This window comes from Microcoleus sp. PH2017_08_TRC_O_A (assembly GCF_020738665.1).
Taxonomy (GTDB): Bacteria; Cyanobacteriota; Cyanobacteriia; order Cyanobacteriales; family Microcoleaceae; genus Microcoleus.
The window spans coordinates 1-18,325 of sequence record NZ_JAEQCE010000013.1 but is presented as its reverse complement, the minus strand read 5'-3'; the positions used below and the strand labels follow the sequence as shown (position 1 = coordinate 18,325).

Genomic DNA, 18,325 nt, shown 5'->3' with positions numbered 1-18,325 from the left:
CTCAAAATAAAATAAACCCGACTGGTTAAACTTTCGTAACTCTACTAACAACTAACGGCGCAGTAGATGAAGTCAATAAATACAGCAGTGTCCGGAGAATCTCAGACTCTAGCCGTTCTCGATCGGATCCAATACACATATTCTGTAGGGACACAACACAGCGTTGTGTCCTGATATGTGTTGCAAGCAATTAAGGCTTGACAACAACGATCGCACGGCTCGGCGGTGGATTTATCGACTTGGCGATCCAGCATCTATACTACTAACAGACACTCAACAATATTGAATCTTTCACAAAAACACACCAGGGTATTCAAAAATGGCACACCAAAAATTAGCAAACAAAACGAACGACTGTAAATTAGAAAATAAAACGATAGAATGCCTGAATATAGAGGAGGCACTGCACCAAATGGAAGCAAAATATCAGAGTATGTTTGAAAATGCTGTTTCCGGCATTTTCCAAACAACCCATGACGGTCGCTACATCAGCGCTAACCCAGCTTTGGCTCGCATCTACGGATATAATTCTGCCGAAGAATTGATGGACAGTCTGACTAATATTAGCGATCAGCTTTACGTCAATCCCGATCGCCGCAATGATTTTATTTCTGCTTTGCAAGCAAAAGGCATCGTGTCAGATTTTGAGTCGCAGATTTATCGCAGAGATGGAACAGTAATTTGGATCGCGGAAAATGCCCGCGCAGTCCGCAACCCAGGCGGTCAATTGCTCTACTACGAAGGTTTTGTCGAAGATATTACCCAGCGCAAAAATGCCGAATCTAGGCTTAGAGAAAGTGAAGAACGCCTGCGAATGGTAATAGAAGGTGTTAAAGATTATGCTATATTCATGCTAGATACTAAGGGGTATGTAGCAAGCTGGAATTCGGGAGCCAAAAGAATTTTAGGGTATGAATCTAGCGAAATAGTTGGGAAAAATTCTGAATGCTTTTATACGCCTGAAGATATTGCAATTGGCAAACCCCAAGAAAAATTAATCACAGCTAGCGAAAGAGGTAGATATCAAAGTGAAGGCTACCGGTTCCGCCAAAATGGCTCCCGATTTTGGGCGAAGATTATTGTGACTCCTTTGCGGGATGAAAGCGGAGAGTTGCAGGGCTTTTCTCAAGTAATGCAGGACATTACTAACCAAAAGCGGGCTGGAGAAGAAAGAATGCAGTTGATTGCTTCTTTGCAAGCTTCAGAAAAAAAGTTTCGCACTCTGTACGAATCGACGACAGATGCGGTAATGCTGCTAGACGAAAAGAGTTTTTTAGATTGCAATCCGGCTACTTTAACTTTATTTGGATGCAGCAGTGAATCGGAGTTTTGTGGCAAGCATCCTTCGGAATTTAGCCCGCGGCTGCAACCGAACGGGCAAGATTCTATGAGTCTTTCTCTAGAGCGAATTAATACGGCTATGGAAACAGGAAATAGTCGTTTTGACTGGGTACACTGCCGTTTGGACGGTTCAGAGTTTCCGGCGGAAGTGCTGTTAACTTCTATGGATATCGGCGGCAAAATGCGGCTGCAAGCCGTGGTGCGCGATATCACTTATCGGGTGGAGGCAGAGGTTGCTCTGAAGCAGGCTAACGAGGTATTGGAATGCCGGGTTAAAGAGCGGACAAGTCAGTTGGAAGAAGCTATTAAAAGGTTGAGTTTGTCGGAGGAAAAGTTTTCTAAGGCTTTTCGATCGAGTCCAGATCCAATGACTATTACTACTTTTGCTGAGGGTCGTTTTATAGAAGCTAATGATAGTTTTTTATCGATAACTGGTTACAGTTTAGAAGAAATGACCTGCAATACAGTAGCGGGATTAAATATTTGGGTAAAGCCTCAAAACAGACTTGATTTTAGGCAATTGCTGCAAGTACAGGGTGTTGTTCGCAACGCCGAATGCGAATTTCGGGTGAAGTCGGGATCGGTGGTGGTGTGTTTGGTGTCAGCCGAATTGATTCATTTGGAGGGGGAACTCTGCGTGCTCGTGGTGATGACAGATATTACCGATCGCAAACACGCAGAAGAAGCCCTGCGGGAAAGCCAGCGCGCCTTGTCCACCCTAATGAGCAATTTGCCGGGGATGGCCTACCGCTTTCGCAACGATGCCGATCGCAGTATGGAGTTTGTCAGCGAAGGCTGCTATCAATTATCCGGCTATTCTCCCGAAGAATTTATCGGCACCCCGCAAGTTTCTCTATCGGAATTGACTCACCCGGACGATCGCGAAATCTTCTGTAATGCCGTAGAAATTGCCCTGCGAGAAAATCGACCATATCAGTTAAATTACCGCATAACTTCTAAAAACGGGGAATTAAAATGGGTTTGGGAGCAAGGTTTGGGAGTATATTCCGACTCAGGCGAATTGCTCGCTTTGGAAGGGTTAATTACTGATATTTCCGAACAAAAACGCAGCGAGGAAGCTTTGCTGCGATCGCAAACCGAGTTAACCCAGCAAAAACTTCAGCTCGAACATACTTTACAGGAATTGCAGCAAACTCAAGCAGTATTAATTCACACCGAGAAAATGTCTACCCTCGGTCAAATGGTAGCCGGTGTTGCTCACGAAATTAACAATCCCGTTAGTAGCGTCTGCGGCAATCTCGTCCACATAGGTCACTATACCGAAGATTTGCTGAATTTAATCGATATGTACCAGCAGCACTGCCCACAGCCACCGGCATCAATTCAACAGAAAATTGAGGATATCGAGCTAGATTTTCTCTTAGAAGATTTGCCAAAAGCTATCTCTTCGATGCAGATTGGAGCCGATCGCATTCGGGAAATTGTGCGATCGCTCAGAAATTTCTCTCGCAAAGACGATTCTCAAATGACCAAGGTTAATCTACACGAAGGCATTGAAGGAACGCTGCTAATCCTGCAAAGCCGCCTGAAAGCCCGAGGCAACTATCCCGAAATTGCCGTAATTAAAGAATATGGCAACTTGCCTTTAGTTGAGTGCTATTCCGGTAAAATCAATCAGGTGTTTATGAATTTGATCGGAAATGCGATCGACGCGATCGAGGAATACAACGCAGGGCGATCGGTTCTCGAAGCCAAAGCTAACCGCAGCAAGATTAAAATTAAGACGGAAGTCCAAAACTCCAATGCTGTAATTCGGGTTTCTGACAACGGCCCCGGTATGCCCGAAAAAGTTTGCCAGCAATTATTCGAGGCCTTTTTTACCACCAAACCCGCAGGCAAAGGCACCGGTTTGGGCCTGTCCATTTCCTACAGAGTCCTCCAAGAGCACGGCGGGATGCTGACTTGCGTGTCTGCACCAGGGCAAGGAGCCGAATTTATCATCGAAATGCCGATCGAGCAAATTAGTCAGTAGTCAGTAGTCGAACGCTATTAGTGCGAGCGTCCCCGCTCGCGAACGCTATTAGTGCGAGCGTCCCCGCTCGCGAACGCTATTAGTGCGAGCGTCCCCGCTCGCGAACGTTATTAGTGCGAGCGTCCCCGCTCGCGAACGTTATTAGTTATTGATTATTGCGAGATATTCAAAAATAACAAATAACAACTGCCAACTGTCAACTGTCAACTGTCAACTGTCAACTGTCAACTAACTACTGACACCTAGCCAAATAAATTCGAGCCACCCTATCCCCCGGATTTTGCCGCAAACAATCAGCAAATAACCCCGCCGCTTCAGTAAAATTATAGATATTGTACAAAGACAAAGCCTCAGTAAACACTGGCAAAGTAGCCAACTTCCCCGCTTTAACGAACGGCAAATCTGCATCAAAAACCTCATAAACAGTAACCCATGCAGACTTCCCCTTAACCTGAACCTTATCAATCACGCGAATCCCATAATCAGCAGGATTTCTCAAGCCATCGACAGTCTGCTGAGTAATTAACAGCGGCACCTCGTAATTCTTCGTCAAACTTTCAATCCGAGCAGCCAAATTAACCGCATCGCCAATCACAGTACCGTCCATCCGATTGCGTCCGCCAACAGTACCCAGCATCAAAGAACCAGTATTAATTCCCACCCCAATCTGGATCGGCACATCGCCCATAGAAACGCGATATTGATTGTATTCAGCAAGAGTATGCAGCATCTCAATCCCCGCTTTCACAGCATTGTCAGCGCCCTCGCTAAACAAAGCCATAATTGCATCGCCAATATATTTATCAATAAACCCATGATTTTCCACAATCAGCGGTTCCATATAACTCAAATATGAATTTATAAATTTAAAATTATCTTGCGGTGTCATCTGTTCCGAAATCGTTGTGAAATCGCGAATGTCAGAAAACAAAATCGACATTTCCAACTCTACCGCATCTCCCAATTTAACATCAACAATACTGTCATATCCCAAAAAAGATAAAAACTGATTTGGTACAAAGCGACTTGTCGCCTCAGTGATTTTTACTTCTGTATCTAGCGCCAGTTCCAGATTACTATTAACTTGAAAAAGTTCTGTAATCAGATTTTTGCGCTCGGCTTCAGCTTTTTTGCGATCGGTAATATCTAGAATGGTATTAATAGCATAAGTAATTTTTCCGGTGCGATCGTAGATAGGAGTTGCCGAAATTTCTAAGGGAATAATTTTGTCGCCGTTGTGGACTTCTACATCGTCAGCAGCGGCATTTTCTCCTCTCAACGCCCGCACAACTGGCAAGTCTTCAGGAGGATATTCTCGATCGGTGCCTGCTCGATAAGTTTGATAAACCTCTGACAATTGTTCTGAATTTATATCCGGCACCACTCCCTTACCAAATATCTCTTTGGCTTTATGATTGATATAGTAAACTTTGCCCTCAGCATCCAGCACCCCCACACCAATTGGCATTGCTTCCAAAAACTGTGTCAAGCGATTTTCGTTTTCATTGAGTTGGGCAATCAGTAATGCTTGGTCAAAGTTTAACTTTGCCAACTCGCTATTCATTTGCTGGAGTTGGGCATTTTGTTCCGCCAACAGTTTGTTTTGATGGTAACTATTGACAGCTTCTTTTACCGTCAAACTCAGGTCTTCTTGCTGCCAGGGCTTGGCGATATAACGATATAAATTTGCATTTTTGATAGCATTTCCTACCGCTTCAATATCTGCTTGTCCTGTGAGCATGATTTTCAGAGTTTTGGGTGAAATGATATGAACTCGCCTTAACAGCTCATCTCCATTCATTTCAGGCATAATATGGTCGGAAATAATTAACGGGACTTCATAGCCATCGTCTAGCAATTCCATGATTAATTCTAATGCTTCTTCCCCACCTTCAGCAATTTCGATGATATAATCATTACTGATTGCCTCTTGAAGTTCTGCTTTCAGACTTCGGAGTACAGTTTTCTCATCATCAACACAGACAATTACTTGTAGAGCCATAATTGAGACCGACCGGATTTAATAGTTTTCAACAACTCGGCTATAGTTGCGCTAAACCAGATTTAATCGTTTCCAACAGTTCGGCTTCCGACCAAGGTTTAGACAAACAGCAATGGAGATTCGCTTCGTTCTTAGCTCGGTTAATCGCTGCTTCGTCAGCTTGACCAGTTAGCATAATTTTAATAACTTTGGGGAATTTTTTGTGAATCCGAATCAGCAGCTCATCTCCTTTAATTCCCGGCATTAGCCAATCAGAAATAATCAAAATAATACTTATATCTTCCTCATTAAGTTCTTCGATTAACTCTAGAGCTTCATCCGCATCTTCCGCTCCTTCATAGAGGTAATCACTACCGAATGCTCTTGACAGTTGCGTCCTCAGACTATTTAACACAATTCTCTCATCATCAACACACAAAATAACTGGCTTAGACATTATTTTTTATCCTCTATGATTAGCGATATAACTCTGTTGGTAGGGTGAGAACTGCACACCTTACCGCTACTAATAGTCTTGCAAACCAGCTTATGCTTCAGTCCTGATATTGGTACATTTCATAATTATACTCTAACGTTCGGCAGAAAAACATTAAATGTAGTTTCACCTGGAATTGATTCTACCTCAATCCTTCCTTGATGTTTTTCCACAATCTTCTTCACAATGTCCAGTCCCAATCCGCTGCCTTCTCCTGCGGGTTTAGTAGTAAAAAATGGCTCGAATATTTTCGCCTCGATCTCTTCAGGGATGCCTTTGCCACTGTCAGTAACGCTAATCTTTACCTGATCGGATTGCTCCGTCAATCCAATAGTTAATGTGCCACGATTATCCATTGCTTGCAAAGCATTGTGAACGAGATTTGTCCACACTTGATTTAGTTCATCTGGATAGCATAGTATCGGCGGTATTTCGGTATAGTTTCTGACTACCTCAACTCCTTGTTTGAGTAAATTTTGATAGAGAGTTAAGATGGTTTCGATCCCTTCAGCAATGCTGGCTGTTGTCTTAGTGCCTGCCTGTTCGTAACGGGCATAGGTTTTTAAGGCAAACACAACTTTTGATGCTCGATCTGTAGCTGTATTGATAGTAGCGATGCCTCTTTTTAATTCAGACAGTTTGTAGGCGGTTCCTAGGATGTGCAAACTATCCGGTTTTTGGAGTAGCAGGAGACAAGTTTCGATACGATCGTAGATCCCCATCACAACTAATAGATCTGCAACAATATCGGCATTCTCAATCTCTAATTCTTGCAGTTCGCTTCTTAAAGCTCTCTTCAATTTGCGTTCTTCTTTGGTTGATAGTATTGATTCTTGTTGGAGAGATCGCTGAAGTAATTCTGAGAATTTTTGCCCTTCTTCTGGAGAGAAAGATTGAAAAAGTGCTGGCAAATGTTCCAGAGTTTGATCCAAGAACTTAGACACATTTCCCGCTGAAGAACGAATTGCACCCAAGGGTGTGTTAACTTCGTGAGCAACTCCCGCCACAAGTTGTCCTAAAGCTGCCATTTTTTCTGATTGAATCAGCTCTTCTTGGGTGGTTTCGAGCTGTTGGAGAGTATCGCTTAGTTCTTGATTTTTCTGGTACAAAGCTGCTTCAGCCTGCTTGCGATCGCCAATTTCTCGCCACACCGTATGCAGAATTTCCTTACCATCTACAGGAATTACAGTCAGCAATACTTCCACCCAAAAGTCTTCTCCGTCGCTGCGCCGGTGCATCCATTCAAAGCGATAGCTACCTCGCGAAAAAGCAATGGCTGTGATTTCCTGGGCTTTTTCAAAAGAGTTTCTACCGTCTGGTTGAATCTCCGGAGAAAGTTGAGCCGGCGGCAAGGAAAGAAGCTGTTTTTTGTCATTGCAACGCATCATTTTGACCGTGGCGGGGTTGCAGTCGATAAAAACATCTCCATCTAAAAGCAAAATTGCATCGGCGGATTGCTCGTAAAGTTGTCGAAAACGAGCTTCTGACTGCTGGAGTTCTTGGGTGCGTTCTTCTACTTTTGCTTCTAAATTGGCATAGAGTTGGGCATTTTCGATCGAGATGGCAGCTTGAGAAGACAATAATTGTAGAACTGCTAATCGATCGAGAGTAAATGCACCCACTGTCAGGTTATTTTCTAGGTAAAGGATACCGATCGCCTTTCCTTGATGTTGAATAGGCAAACACAATACTGATTTTGGTTTGTGCTGACTTATGTATGGATCGTTAATATTTTTAATGGGAGATTCTGGTTGGTTGATTTCCTCGAACAAGTCGTTAAAAATGACATATTCTTGAGTCCTAAAAACATAGTTGATGACGCTTCGAGGTAACTTATCGCTAGTTTCAATAGGAATTGACTCCAGAACTTTTATTTCTGCAACACCGCTAATTCCGGTAGCTTCAATTACTAAATTACCTGCTTTTTGCAAAATAAAATTGCCTGTTTCTGCTCCGGCATTTTCCATCACTACTTGCATTAAAATTGACAGCAATTTGTCAAGCTGAATTTCTCCTGAAAGTGTTTGAGATGCTTTCATGATTGTCCCGAAGTCCAGGATTTCTGAAACACTGGAACTCGTGGATGAGATAGTTCCAGACTTCATTAGCACAATTGTTTCGTCTGTATGAATGCTCTTTTTCTGGTTCAGGATTGGGGCGAGCAATTGGGGATACCGTTTTTCTAGATCCTCAACCTTTGCCTTTGCACCCCAACGCGCATAAGCGTAGTAGGCGTCGGTTAAGTAAACTGTGCCAACTTTATCTTTACCCCAAGCGAGATAGAATTTAGCCGCGAGTTCCTGGGCTAGTGCTTCTTCGTTGAGATAACCGTTTTCTTTGGCGAGGGAAATGGCGCGATCGTACAATTCGATCGCCTCTAATTTTTCCTCTAAAACTCGATGCCGTTCTGCCTCTACTAGATAAAATTTATGTAGATAATTCATCGGGGCATGATTCGCCCATTTTTGCATTTTCTCCTGATTGGCGATTACAGTTTCGAGGATTTGTTGTTGTTCCGAAATCTCTCGATCGGGATACACCGCCAACTTAGACAGAGAATCATAGGTATAAAAAATCGGTACTAATATCGAAGCTACTCCTGCATCTAAATACTCTTCTGCTCCGGCAGAATGCTCAATGGCTTGGTGGTAGTCACAAAAAAGATAACAAAGGATTAACTTATTTAAGAAAAAATAGTAACACGCTATTCTGTAATTATTGGCAATATGAATCGGTAACATTTTTGCTTCATCACAAGCTGAACCGATTAAAAAGCAAGGATTATCCGTCCTTTCCAGTAAGTTTAATACAACTTGATGGTAAATTTGATGCAATTGAAGAATGCTATCCTGATTCATCTTGTCGATCGCATCACCGTAAGTTTCCATCTCTAGTTTCACGCTTGATAGCTCGACCGATCCACTAAAGAATAAATGGTAGCAATACCTGTGGGCAGAATAGCAAGCGTGTTCTAAATCTCCTGTCTCTAAACCGCTAAAGTAAGAAGCTAGAAAAGGTTTTAAGGTCTCTGTAATATGCTGTTTCCAATGCTTGATAAAGCAAGCTTCTACAAACAGCGTCATAGATTTGAAAGGCTTAGTATCGAGTTTTTCGAGTAGATTTAGTGCAAGTTGTCCAAATTGATAGCCCGATTCTAACTCCCCCATGACTCCGCAGAGAATGAGTCCATAATTAGCATAGGCATGAGTATGAGTTGGTGCATTACCATATTTAAGGGCTAATTGAATTTGTTTAAAAGTAATGAGAGGTAGCAAAACTGGAGTGACCATGTAAGCAGAAGGACAGAGTTGTAACAGCATCTGAGTTGCTGCCAGTTTTTGCGGGTCACTCATGTCAGGTAAATCAATTAAGTCATGAATCGGTTTTTCTTGTAAAGCCAATTGCGTCTTTTCAAAAGCCAAGGGAATTTCTGTCAGTTCTGGATCTTTAGGTAGATCTATCCCCAAGAGTTTGAGAATGTCTAACCCAAAATTCAAAGATTGTTTGAGTTGGTTCTGCGCTTTCAAAGCTTGAATTTTAACTTGATAAGTTTTGATTTGATCTAAGAGCGTATTTGCCTTTTCCAGGACTATTTCTGCCAATGGCTCCATTTGCTCAAAATCACCATTCAGATACATCGCCTCTGTGGCTTCTTCGTAAAGTGCTAAACTCAGGTTGTAATGATTCTGCCAACACTCAACATCCAGGAGTTCTATGCCTAAAGTTAAATATTTTTCAGCAGCCGCGTAAGCCGTGGAAGATTTAGCTTTACGTCCAGCTATTAAATTTAATTGAGCAAGCTCATCTCGTTTGATTCGATCGGTAATTAACTCCACCCCGATATTTAATTGGTTGACAATATCAAAAATCTTCTCTTCTTGTTCTGCTTCTGGCGTATTCCTCAACAACAATTGTCCGATTTCGAGGTGGGTGGACTGTTTCTGGGATTCGGGAATCAGAGAATATGCCGCTTGCTGCACTCGATCGTGCAAAAATCTGTAGGGAACCGATAACTCCGATCCTTGAAGAATTTCAATTGATTCAGATTTCTGAAAAAATTTATATACTTCACTGGTGGGAATAATTAATCCTTCTTGCAGTGCTAGCCACAAATCGGCTGCTGTTTCCGACTCGGATTTTTTGGAGACAATTGCTAGCGTTGCTAAGTCAAATTGATTACCTACACAAGCTGCAAGTTTTAAAGCTTGCTGAGTATTTTCAGGCAATTTCTGCAACTGAATTGCCATAAACTCGACGACATCATCAGTCCAAGAAAGCGCCCTCAATTTGGCAATGTCGCACTGCCACCCCCCCCTTGCCCCGGGGGTGAAATCAAATGATATAAATCCATCGCTGTGCAAAAATTGCAGAAATTTAGTTGCAAAAAAGGGATTGCCTTTGGTTTTGGCAAAAATCAATTCCGTCAAAGGCATTGCTCTTTCTATTGGACAAGAAAAAGTATCCGCAATTAGGCAATTTAGGGAAGTTAGGTTGAGAGGTGCTAAGGTAATTTGATTGACTTTCAGGACGGGTGGATCGATATCCTGCTTTTCTAGAGAAGATGCTGACGAATTAGCCTCTACTTTCCTAATCTCACCCAATGTCAACATTAGCGGGTGAGCCGGAAATACTTCGTTGTCTCGATATGCTCCCATTAACAACAGATAGCGGGTATCTGTTTCGCTCATCAACAATTGCATCAATTTCAAAGAAGCTGAGTCTGCCCACTGCAAATCATCCAAGAAAATTACTAAAGGATGTTCTTTGGTGGCGAATACTCGGATAAACTTGCCAAATAGCAAATTAAAACGATTTTGAGCTGCGACTCCTTCTAGTTTGAGGACTTCTGGCTGCTTACCAATTAGGTGTTCTAATTCTGGGATGACATCGATAATAACTTGACTGTTTTCACCCAAAACCCCTAATATCTTGACTCGCCATTTCTGCACCTCGCCAGCACTTTCGGTGAGTAATTGTCTGATTAAATTCTGGAATGCCTGCACCCAGGAAGAGAAGGGAATATCCCGCTTAAATTGATCGAATTTTCCTTTGATGAAGTAACCCCGTTGGCGGACAATGGGTTTGTGAACTTCATTGACAACGGCGGTTTTTCCAATGCCGGAAAATCCCGCTACTAACATGATTTCGATATTGCCTTCGCTGATGCGATCGAAGGCTGCTAATAGGGCTTTAACTTCAGTTTCTCTACCGTAGAGTTTTTCGGGAATGACGAAGCGATCGCAAATATCCCGATTTGCCAATACAAACTCGCTAATAGTCCCATTTTCTTGCCATTGCTGCGAGCATTTTTCTAAGTCGTAGCGCAGCCCAGCAGCACTTTGATAGCGTGATTCTGGAGTTTTTGCCATCAGTTTCATGATGATATTATTCACCATCACTGAGATAGCTGGAACCAGATTGATTGGCTCAGTTGGCATTCTGGCAATATGACAGTGGACTAACTCCATTGGATCGTTAGAGTCAAAGGGCAATTTCCCTGTTAGTATTTGGTAAAATGTAACTCCCAACGAGTAAAAGTCGGTACGGTAGTCGATACCCCGATTCATGCGTCCCGTTTGTTCTGGGGACATATAAGCTAGGGTTCCTTCTAAGACGTTTGGATTTTGGATTTCCTGGTTTTCTCTGGGTAGAAGTGAGGAAATGCTGAAGTCAATTAATTTAACTTCTTTAGTTTCCGGGTTAATGATGATATTCTGGGGCTTGATGTCTTTGTGAATAATTCGGTTGTGATATAGTCCTTCTATGGTTTTGACAATCTGAATTGCGATCGGCAAAAATTCATTTAGCGGTAGAGGCGAACTCTGGAGGGAGGAAATGTCAGATTTACTGGATTTGATATTCTCCAATTGCTCTGAATTAACAGTATACTCAGCGAGGGAAATACCTCCAATATCCTCGGTAATCAGAGCAAAAGCATTCTGATAGTTTAAGAGTGCAATGGGTTTGAGAATTCCCGGAAGGTCAAGATTTTTGGTGATCGTGTACTGATTCCGAAACTGTATGAGTTCGCTAAAAGTGGGATATTCACTCCATAACAGTTTGATAATTACTTTTTGGTTTGACTCAGAAACTCCTCGATAAACCTGGGTTCTAGAGCCATTATAGATTTGCTCGGTGAGGTGATAGCCGGGAATTTTTAACATATTATCAGTCATGGTGAAGAGGTTAAATCAATATTCTGTAGATGCTATCGGAGGCTGAAAATGATAAAGCGGTAAGGTGCATATTGCACATCTTACAGAGTAGAGTTTATGCGCCCAGAACAATTAATCCAAAATTCTTGGCTGTTCAAATTTTAGATGCTCTGGCTGAAATTAATTAGGTTTTTTAGTGCTATTTAACTATTTTCGACAGGGACTAAATGACACCCGGTGAAAGACAGACACACCACAACGTTCCAAAGCTAACTTATGTTTAGCAGTACCATATCCTTTGTTGTTTGTCAAGTCATATTCAGGATACTTGACGGCCATCCGCAGGATTAATTCGTCGCGCCAAACTTTGGCGACAATACTAGCAGCGGCAATCTGAATCGATCGCGAATCACCTTTAATCATCGTCTCTTGGTCGATCGACAAATTGGGTATTCTTTGATTGCCGTCAACCAAACACAAATCTGGGGCGACATTTAATTTCAAAATCGCCCGTTTCATTGCCAACAAAGAAGCCTGCAAAATATTCAGGCGATCGATCTCCCGCACCGAAGCCACACCAATTTGACAGTCAACCGCCACAGCCCTGATTTTGACTGCTAACCGACTCCGGGCTGCGGCACTCAACTGTTTGCTGTCGCGCACTCCGCAACTTACTAATTCTTCGAGAACTTCGTCGGGCAAAATGCAGGCGGCTGCCACCACTGGCCCGAACAAAGCTCCTCTTCCTACTTCATCTACACCTGCAATTATCCGAGGGAAAGAGGGGGAGGGGGAAAGGGGGAGAGGGGGAGAGGGAGAGGGGGAGATTGGGAGATGGAAAGATGGGAAGAGAGTAAAAATTTCTACTTCTTCTTTGTTCCTTTTTCTTTGTTCCTTCTTCCTTCTTCCCTCTTCCTTCTTCTTTGTTCCTTCTTCCTTCTTCCCTTTTCCTTCTTCCTTCATAATCACTCATCCAAAACAGCAGAGGAGCGGCGACGGCGGCGGCGGTTGATCGCAGGTTCCTCGGGTTCGCTCGATTCGATCGCCTCGTGGGATTCGATCGGCTCATAGGATTCGATCGGCTCATAGGATTCGATCGGCTCATAGGATTCGATCGACTCATATAGCTTATTCGGCTGATTCGAGAAAGCCATCACATCGTCGGCTTCCTCCATCGGCTCAAAATCATCGATTTCGTCGATCGAACTTGCGCCGTAAATTTCAGCCTCATCATCAGCATCATCGTCATCGTCATCCTCAGCAAATACCGGCAGGGCAACCGACATTTCTGAATAATAATTTTGTTCCTCAACATGGGGTGCTGGCGCAGGCGCTTCAAATTCAAATTCGAGCTGCTCAAAAGGCGGCTTATTCGGCCCAGCTCCGGGGAGTGTCACCGAAACGATCGCATTTTTAGGATTTTTGACGCTGCGATCGGTTAGCACCAAAGGAGAAACCCCCATCAGAGCATAAACATCCTGCTCTTCTGGCGTCATTTCCACCGAAATCACCTCCGGAGGCTCCACCATCGGCTTCAGCAGCTCAGACTTAGTTGGCCGCACGCGATCGAATTCCTCGCGCCTGCCAACAGCAGCCATATTCACCAGCCCGAAGCCCTCAGAAGCTGCCCGGATGCCGGGGGGAGTCACCACCAGATACTCAGAGCGGGTATCTGCGACGGGCGCACTCGAAGTATTCGGCAGCCGCAACTTGCTACGTACCGGTTCCTCTTCCACCGGGACGACGGCAAAAGGCTCTTCACCAATCCGGCGGCGCCGCCGCCGTCTGGTTCCGTTGCCCAAATCCTGATAGCTGGGATGGTTGAGCAAGTCCAAAGCTGAGGCGTTGCCGCCAGTCTCAACAAAATCCAAACTTTCGCTCTGAGGTTCCCAAGCAGCCCGAGCGAGTTCGGGGGAACGTTCTTCTCGCACTGGTGCAGCAGTTGCAGCAGCTACAGGCGCCAAGCTGCGGCGTTCCAATCCTTCTGGCAAGTTCAACATCACCCGGTTGGAGGAAGTCACAGTGCGATCGGCTGCTTCCCGCACCGCTGCGCCGAAGTCCTCTTCGCCCGGGAGTTGTACCAGATGACCCAACCCACTGCAAGTAGGGCAACTGTGGCCGAATAACTCGTAAATATTTTGACCTTGGCGTTTGCGGGTGAGTTCTACCAGTCCTAATTCGGACAGTTGAGCGATTTGGGGTCGAGATTTGTCAGCTTTGAGAGCTTTATTGAAATGTTCCAGCACCTGCAACTGATCGCGGCGGGATTCCATGTCAATAAAGTCAACAATAATCACCCCGGCAATATTCCGCAGTCGCAGTTGTCTGGCAATTTCCGTTGCTGCTTCGCAATTTGTCCAGAGTACAGTTTCGCGAGCCGTTGCCGATCGAGTAAACGAGCCAGAGTTGACATCAATTACCGTCAGCGCTTCTGTCGGCTCGATAATCACATAACCGCCAGAAGGTAAATCTACCCTTGGTCTGAGAGCTTCTCGAATCGCAGCGTTGACGCGGAAAAATTCTAAAATCGAGGCGCGCTCTCGGTGGTGGTCGATCAAAACTCCCGCAGGAAGTTTACCGCCGTTCCAGCTCATCAACTGCTGCTTCACCCGCTTAATCCCATTTTGCGAGTCCACGACAATCCGGTTCACGTCACCGCTGAACATATCCCGCAATACCCGCTGGATAAAATCGTCATCGCGGTTGAGCAGTGCCGGCGCCCGGGTAGAACCGCCTTCAAGTTGAACAGCTTCCCACTGCTTTTGCAGCACTTCCAAATCTTCCATGATGGCTTCTTCGGTCATGCCTTCGGCTTCGGTTCTTACCAGCAGCCCCATCCCGGCCGGTTTCACCAAAATAGCCAGGGCTCTGAGGCGGTTGCGCTCGGCTTCCGACTTGATTCTCCGGGACAGATTGACTCCCCTGCCGTAGGGCATCAGTACCAAATAACGCCCGGGCAGGGTAATGTTGCCTGTCAGCCGGGGGCCTTTGCTGCCCGTCGGTTCTTTCATCACCTGTACCAGCACTTTTTGCTGGGGGGTGAGGAGTTCTGTAATTGCTCCTGCCGATCGCTTGAGCCGCAGTGGGCCGAGGTCTGTGACGTGCATGAACCCGTTGCGTTCTGGGTCGCCAATATTGACGAAGGCCGCATCTATCCCAGGAAGTACATTTTCGACAATTCCCAAGTAAATGTCACTGACTTGATGGCTGCCTGTGGCTACCACGAGTTCTTGGATTTGATCTTCTGAAAAGACGGCAGCAATGCGATGCTGCTCTGCTATAACTATCTGCTTTGTCATTCAATTTCCTCAAAAAACTGTCAGCAAGTTAGAGACACTAACGCTGAAAAGTGCCTCTGACTTTAACTGTAATTAGTAGTAGCTTAAAGAGTTATTAGCTGTCAGTTGGTGCAGGGTTGAAGGAAATTTAACTCTTCACTGTTAACTGTTAACTCTTCACTGTTACAGATAAAAAAGTAGTTAAACCCGACCGATCGAGAGTTATGAGTTATGCTCAGCAGATAAATCTGAGAGATAGAAATAAGGAGGCTTTTATCGAGTTAGCAATATTGAGTTTTAAGTTGAGAATTGCTTTCCTCAATACTTCAAAATTCAACAGTTGCAACTCTTCCTTTGAACTCAGCGAATAAATTCAGCGCCACTCTCACCAATTTCTTAACACACAACTGAACACACAACTGAACATTACGAACTGATAACTCCGCTTGCGTGGTGGTTGAGGGCTGGTTTTGAGCGAAAGTAAGTAGGATTGATACTCCCCAGGGCTTAAGCCACGGGGATTCTTGAATGAATCCGAAAACTCTCAAAGGTGCTATCAAATCACCTCTAGACGCTCAAAACAACTACCTTTATAAAAGATGTTGCAATTGCGCTTACTTTGAAATTGTGCTTGTTTTCATAGACCATCACAACGCCAGATAGGTACGCTTCACACTCTGCCATTACTTGTCAGTTATACAGGCTTACTACTCCTTGAGGAGTGTGGTGGCTCACTGTGCCGGGATTTCTCCGATACTAGAGTGTTTCAACACGTAGATGGTTGTTTTACTTGCTAACTCAATTATAGAATAAGACTCCAATCACTTGTGTAAAGGAATATTGAAGGCGGTTGAAACCGCTACCGACTTCCTCCCCGTGTCTAAAGCCAGGGGCACGCCGGGCTCGTTTTCTGGTGAAAGCGTAAGGACTTTTATTGAATTCTTGCGCGATCACACTCAACAGACTCTATTCTTGGCATTCGACTGGAACTTCCGCCCCTGCCAACCCTAAAACCTTGTCAGTCGATTTTAGATTGAATAATTTTAGATTTTAGATTTACAAGCGCAGATGAATCTGGGAACTTGAACCTTGGTCTAAAATTTTGGGATCTCCACGAATTAAGTCCGGACTTGTATCCGTTTTCGATCGAGGTCAAAAACATCTATTGTTGAATACCCGCTGGCTCGGCTTGAACCATGAGATTTTTGACTAAGCCGACGATCGACAACCACTCGATCGATCGAAATTAATCGATCAATTTGGTTCATGCTCCGCTCCTGCGGGTTTAGCGCTAGATTTAGCCCGTGAATGTACAAAAAGGCTTGAAGTCTTGAACAGAAGCAATTTGCACCCAGCCCGCGTTGCTGGTTGGCTCTTAGCGACGAGCGACAAAAGCGCTCAAGCCGCTGCGGCTTCCATAACAAGCAATTATAGCTTGACACGACACATCCCGATCGAGAGCCGAAGGTGAAATATTTCACCACAGCTTCCCTATTTTAACCATAACCCAAGATTAGCTGACTGCGCTGAACCTGCAAAAGCTGAATTTCCTGCTGGCTGACTTGTTCGAGCATGAAAACAAGGTGTTCGGGCTTGAGCAGGTTGCCGTCGCTGCGACAACTGCCGGTATAGCGCAAGACGGCTGTACCTTCGGATTGCTGCACAAGTTCTAGTTTGTGCAGCCGATCGCGCAAATTGACATCGCGAGTCTTTCCCGACTTAGTAGTGTGCACCCGCCAAAAAGCCTCTGTTTCGGCGATCGCCTTCACCCAAGCTTCCCAATTGGCAGTATCTGCGACGGAGACAGCAGTAGAATTATCCTGGTCAGATTCGCCATTTTCCGTCAACAAGCCTGTTGCAGCCACAGTAATTACGTACTCCGCTGCTTCTAACAATTGACTGGCAGAAGGAGCTTTGAGGTCGATCGACTCAACCTTGTAAATCGGGATATTTTCCGGCAGAGTCGCGGCCAATTTTGCCCGGAAAATCTCAAGATCGATCGACTCAGTGAGTTCAAAATCAGCAATTTCCCCAGTGCTGGTAACGCCCAGAGGCAGAGCATTTGCCACAGAAATCCGAGGATTTGGGTGGAAGCCGCCAGTAAACGAAATCGGTAAATCGGCCCGGCGGACAACTCGATCGAACAATCGCAGCAAATCCAAATGACCAACCAAAGCCATATCGCCCACCTTCCCAAACCAAACCCGAAAACGCTGTTTCCGTTCTGTATTCGGTACAAATTCCCCAGCAAAATCTGGAATTGGCAGGGCATCTACAACCACATTGTGTCCGAAATCTGTGCCGCAAACCCCGCAGCGGGAACACCCTTCAAAGGAACAATCGGGAACCGTCGCTGCTTCTAAAGCCTTTTGCAAGTCAAGTTTCAGCCAGTTTTTATCGATTCCCGTGTCTAAGTGATCCCAAGGTAAAGGTCGATCGAGAAAGAGGGGGAGAGGGGGGGAGGGAGAGAGGGGGAGAGGGGGAGATGCGGGAAAATCTTCCGACTTCCCTCGGACGACTTCCCTCGGACGACTTACATCCGTTACATCCGTTACATCCGTTACAGAATCCGTTGCCGAACTTCCTTCTTCCTTCTCCTCTTCCTTCTGAAAAAGATTCCATTCGCCGCTTTCAACTTGGCGGTATTTCCAGGTAAGTCCCGATTCATCGATCGCCCTTGTCCAAGCCTTGTATGCTGTATCCAAGCTTTCCCACCACGCATCCATACCAGCGCCAAGTTCCCAAGCGCGGTGGACTACAGCGCCCAAACGTCGATCGCCCCTACCGACAAAATCCTCCATTGCCGAAATCCGCACATCGGTATAATTCACCTTGATATTTCTCATCGCTTTGAATTCACCCTTCAGCAATTTTTGCTTGCGTGAAAACTCGGCAGTAGAAACCGAATGCCACTGAAAAGGAGTGTGAGGCTTAGGCGTAAAATTAGAAATTGTCAAGTTAAAATTCAGTGGCCGCCTGCCATTAGGGGCTTGCAATTAAATATAACCCCAGTTATCCTAGAAGAGTAGGAACCAAAAAATCTGACATAAGTGGTTGTGACTTCTGTAAGTGGGATGCTAA

Annotated in this window: 7 protein-coding genes and 1 pseudogene; 1 reads left to right on the top strand and 7 read right to left on the bottom strand. The window is 44.8% G+C overall.

Annotation, left to right across the window (positions count from 1 at the left end):
* Window positions 1-319 precede the first annotated feature (319 nt).
* Complete coding sequence (locus tag JGK22_RS05300) at window positions 320-3,334, top strand: PAS domain S-box protein (RefSeq protein WP_293174915.1); 3,015 nt, start codon at window positions 320-322, stop codon at window positions 3,332-3,334.
* A 232-nt stretch (window positions 3,335-3,566) separates the two neighbouring features.
* Here the strand turns inward: JGK22_RS05300 and JGK22_RS05295 are convergent, their stop codons facing one another.
* The 7 genes and pseudogenes from JGK22_RS05295 to JGK22_RS05265 all read right to left on the bottom strand — a co-directional run.
* A complete protein-coding gene (locus tag JGK22_RS05295; protein WP_293174918.1) occupies window positions 3,567-5,336 on the bottom strand; it encodes an adenylate/guanylate cyclase domain-containing protein in 1,770 nt (589 codons plus the stop codon).
* 40 nt (window positions 5,337-5,376) lie between these two features.
* Window positions 5,377-5,772: a response regulator gene (locus JGK22_RS05290; RefSeq protein ID WP_293155470.1), complete on the bottom strand. Its 396-nt coding sequence runs from the start codon at window positions 5,770-5,772 to the stop codon at window positions 5,377-5,379.
* 125 nt (window positions 5,773-5,897) lie between these two features.
* Entirely contained in the window at window positions 5,898-11,987 is a 6,090-nt protein-coding gene (locus tag JGK22_RS05285) for a trifunctional serine/threonine-protein kinase/ATP-binding protein/sensor histidine kinase (protein ID WP_293195752.1), read from the bottom strand.
* Window positions 11,988-12,173: 186 nt separating this feature from the next.
* Window positions 12,174-12,929, bottom strand: coding sequence for a ribonuclease HII (locus JGK22_RS05280; RefSeq protein WP_293174924.1), 756 nt, complete (start codon window positions 12,927-12,929; stop codon window positions 12,174-12,176).
* A gap of 2 nt (window positions 12,930-12,931) precedes the next feature.
* Window positions 12,932-15,265 carry an Rne/Rng family ribonuclease gene (locus JGK22_RS05275; protein WP_293206679.1) on the bottom strand — a complete coding sequence of 778 codons (2,334 nt, stop codon included), beginning with the start codon at window positions 15,263-15,265 and terminating at the stop codon, window positions 12,932-12,934.
* Window positions 15,266-16,362: 1,097 nt separating this feature from the next.
* Window positions 16,363-16,512 carry a hypothetical protein gene (locus tag JGK22_RS05270; RefSeq protein ID WP_293312480.1) on the bottom strand — a complete coding sequence of 50 codons (150 nt, stop codon included), beginning with the start codon at window positions 16,510-16,512 and terminating at the stop codon, window positions 16,363-16,365.
* 228 nt (window positions 16,513-16,740) lie between these two features.
* Window positions 16,741-18,228: pseudogene (locus tag JGK22_RS05265) on the bottom strand (TIGR03936 family radical SAM-associated protein); the annotation flags it as partial.
* Between the last annotated feature and the right edge of the window lie 97 nt (window positions 18,229-18,325).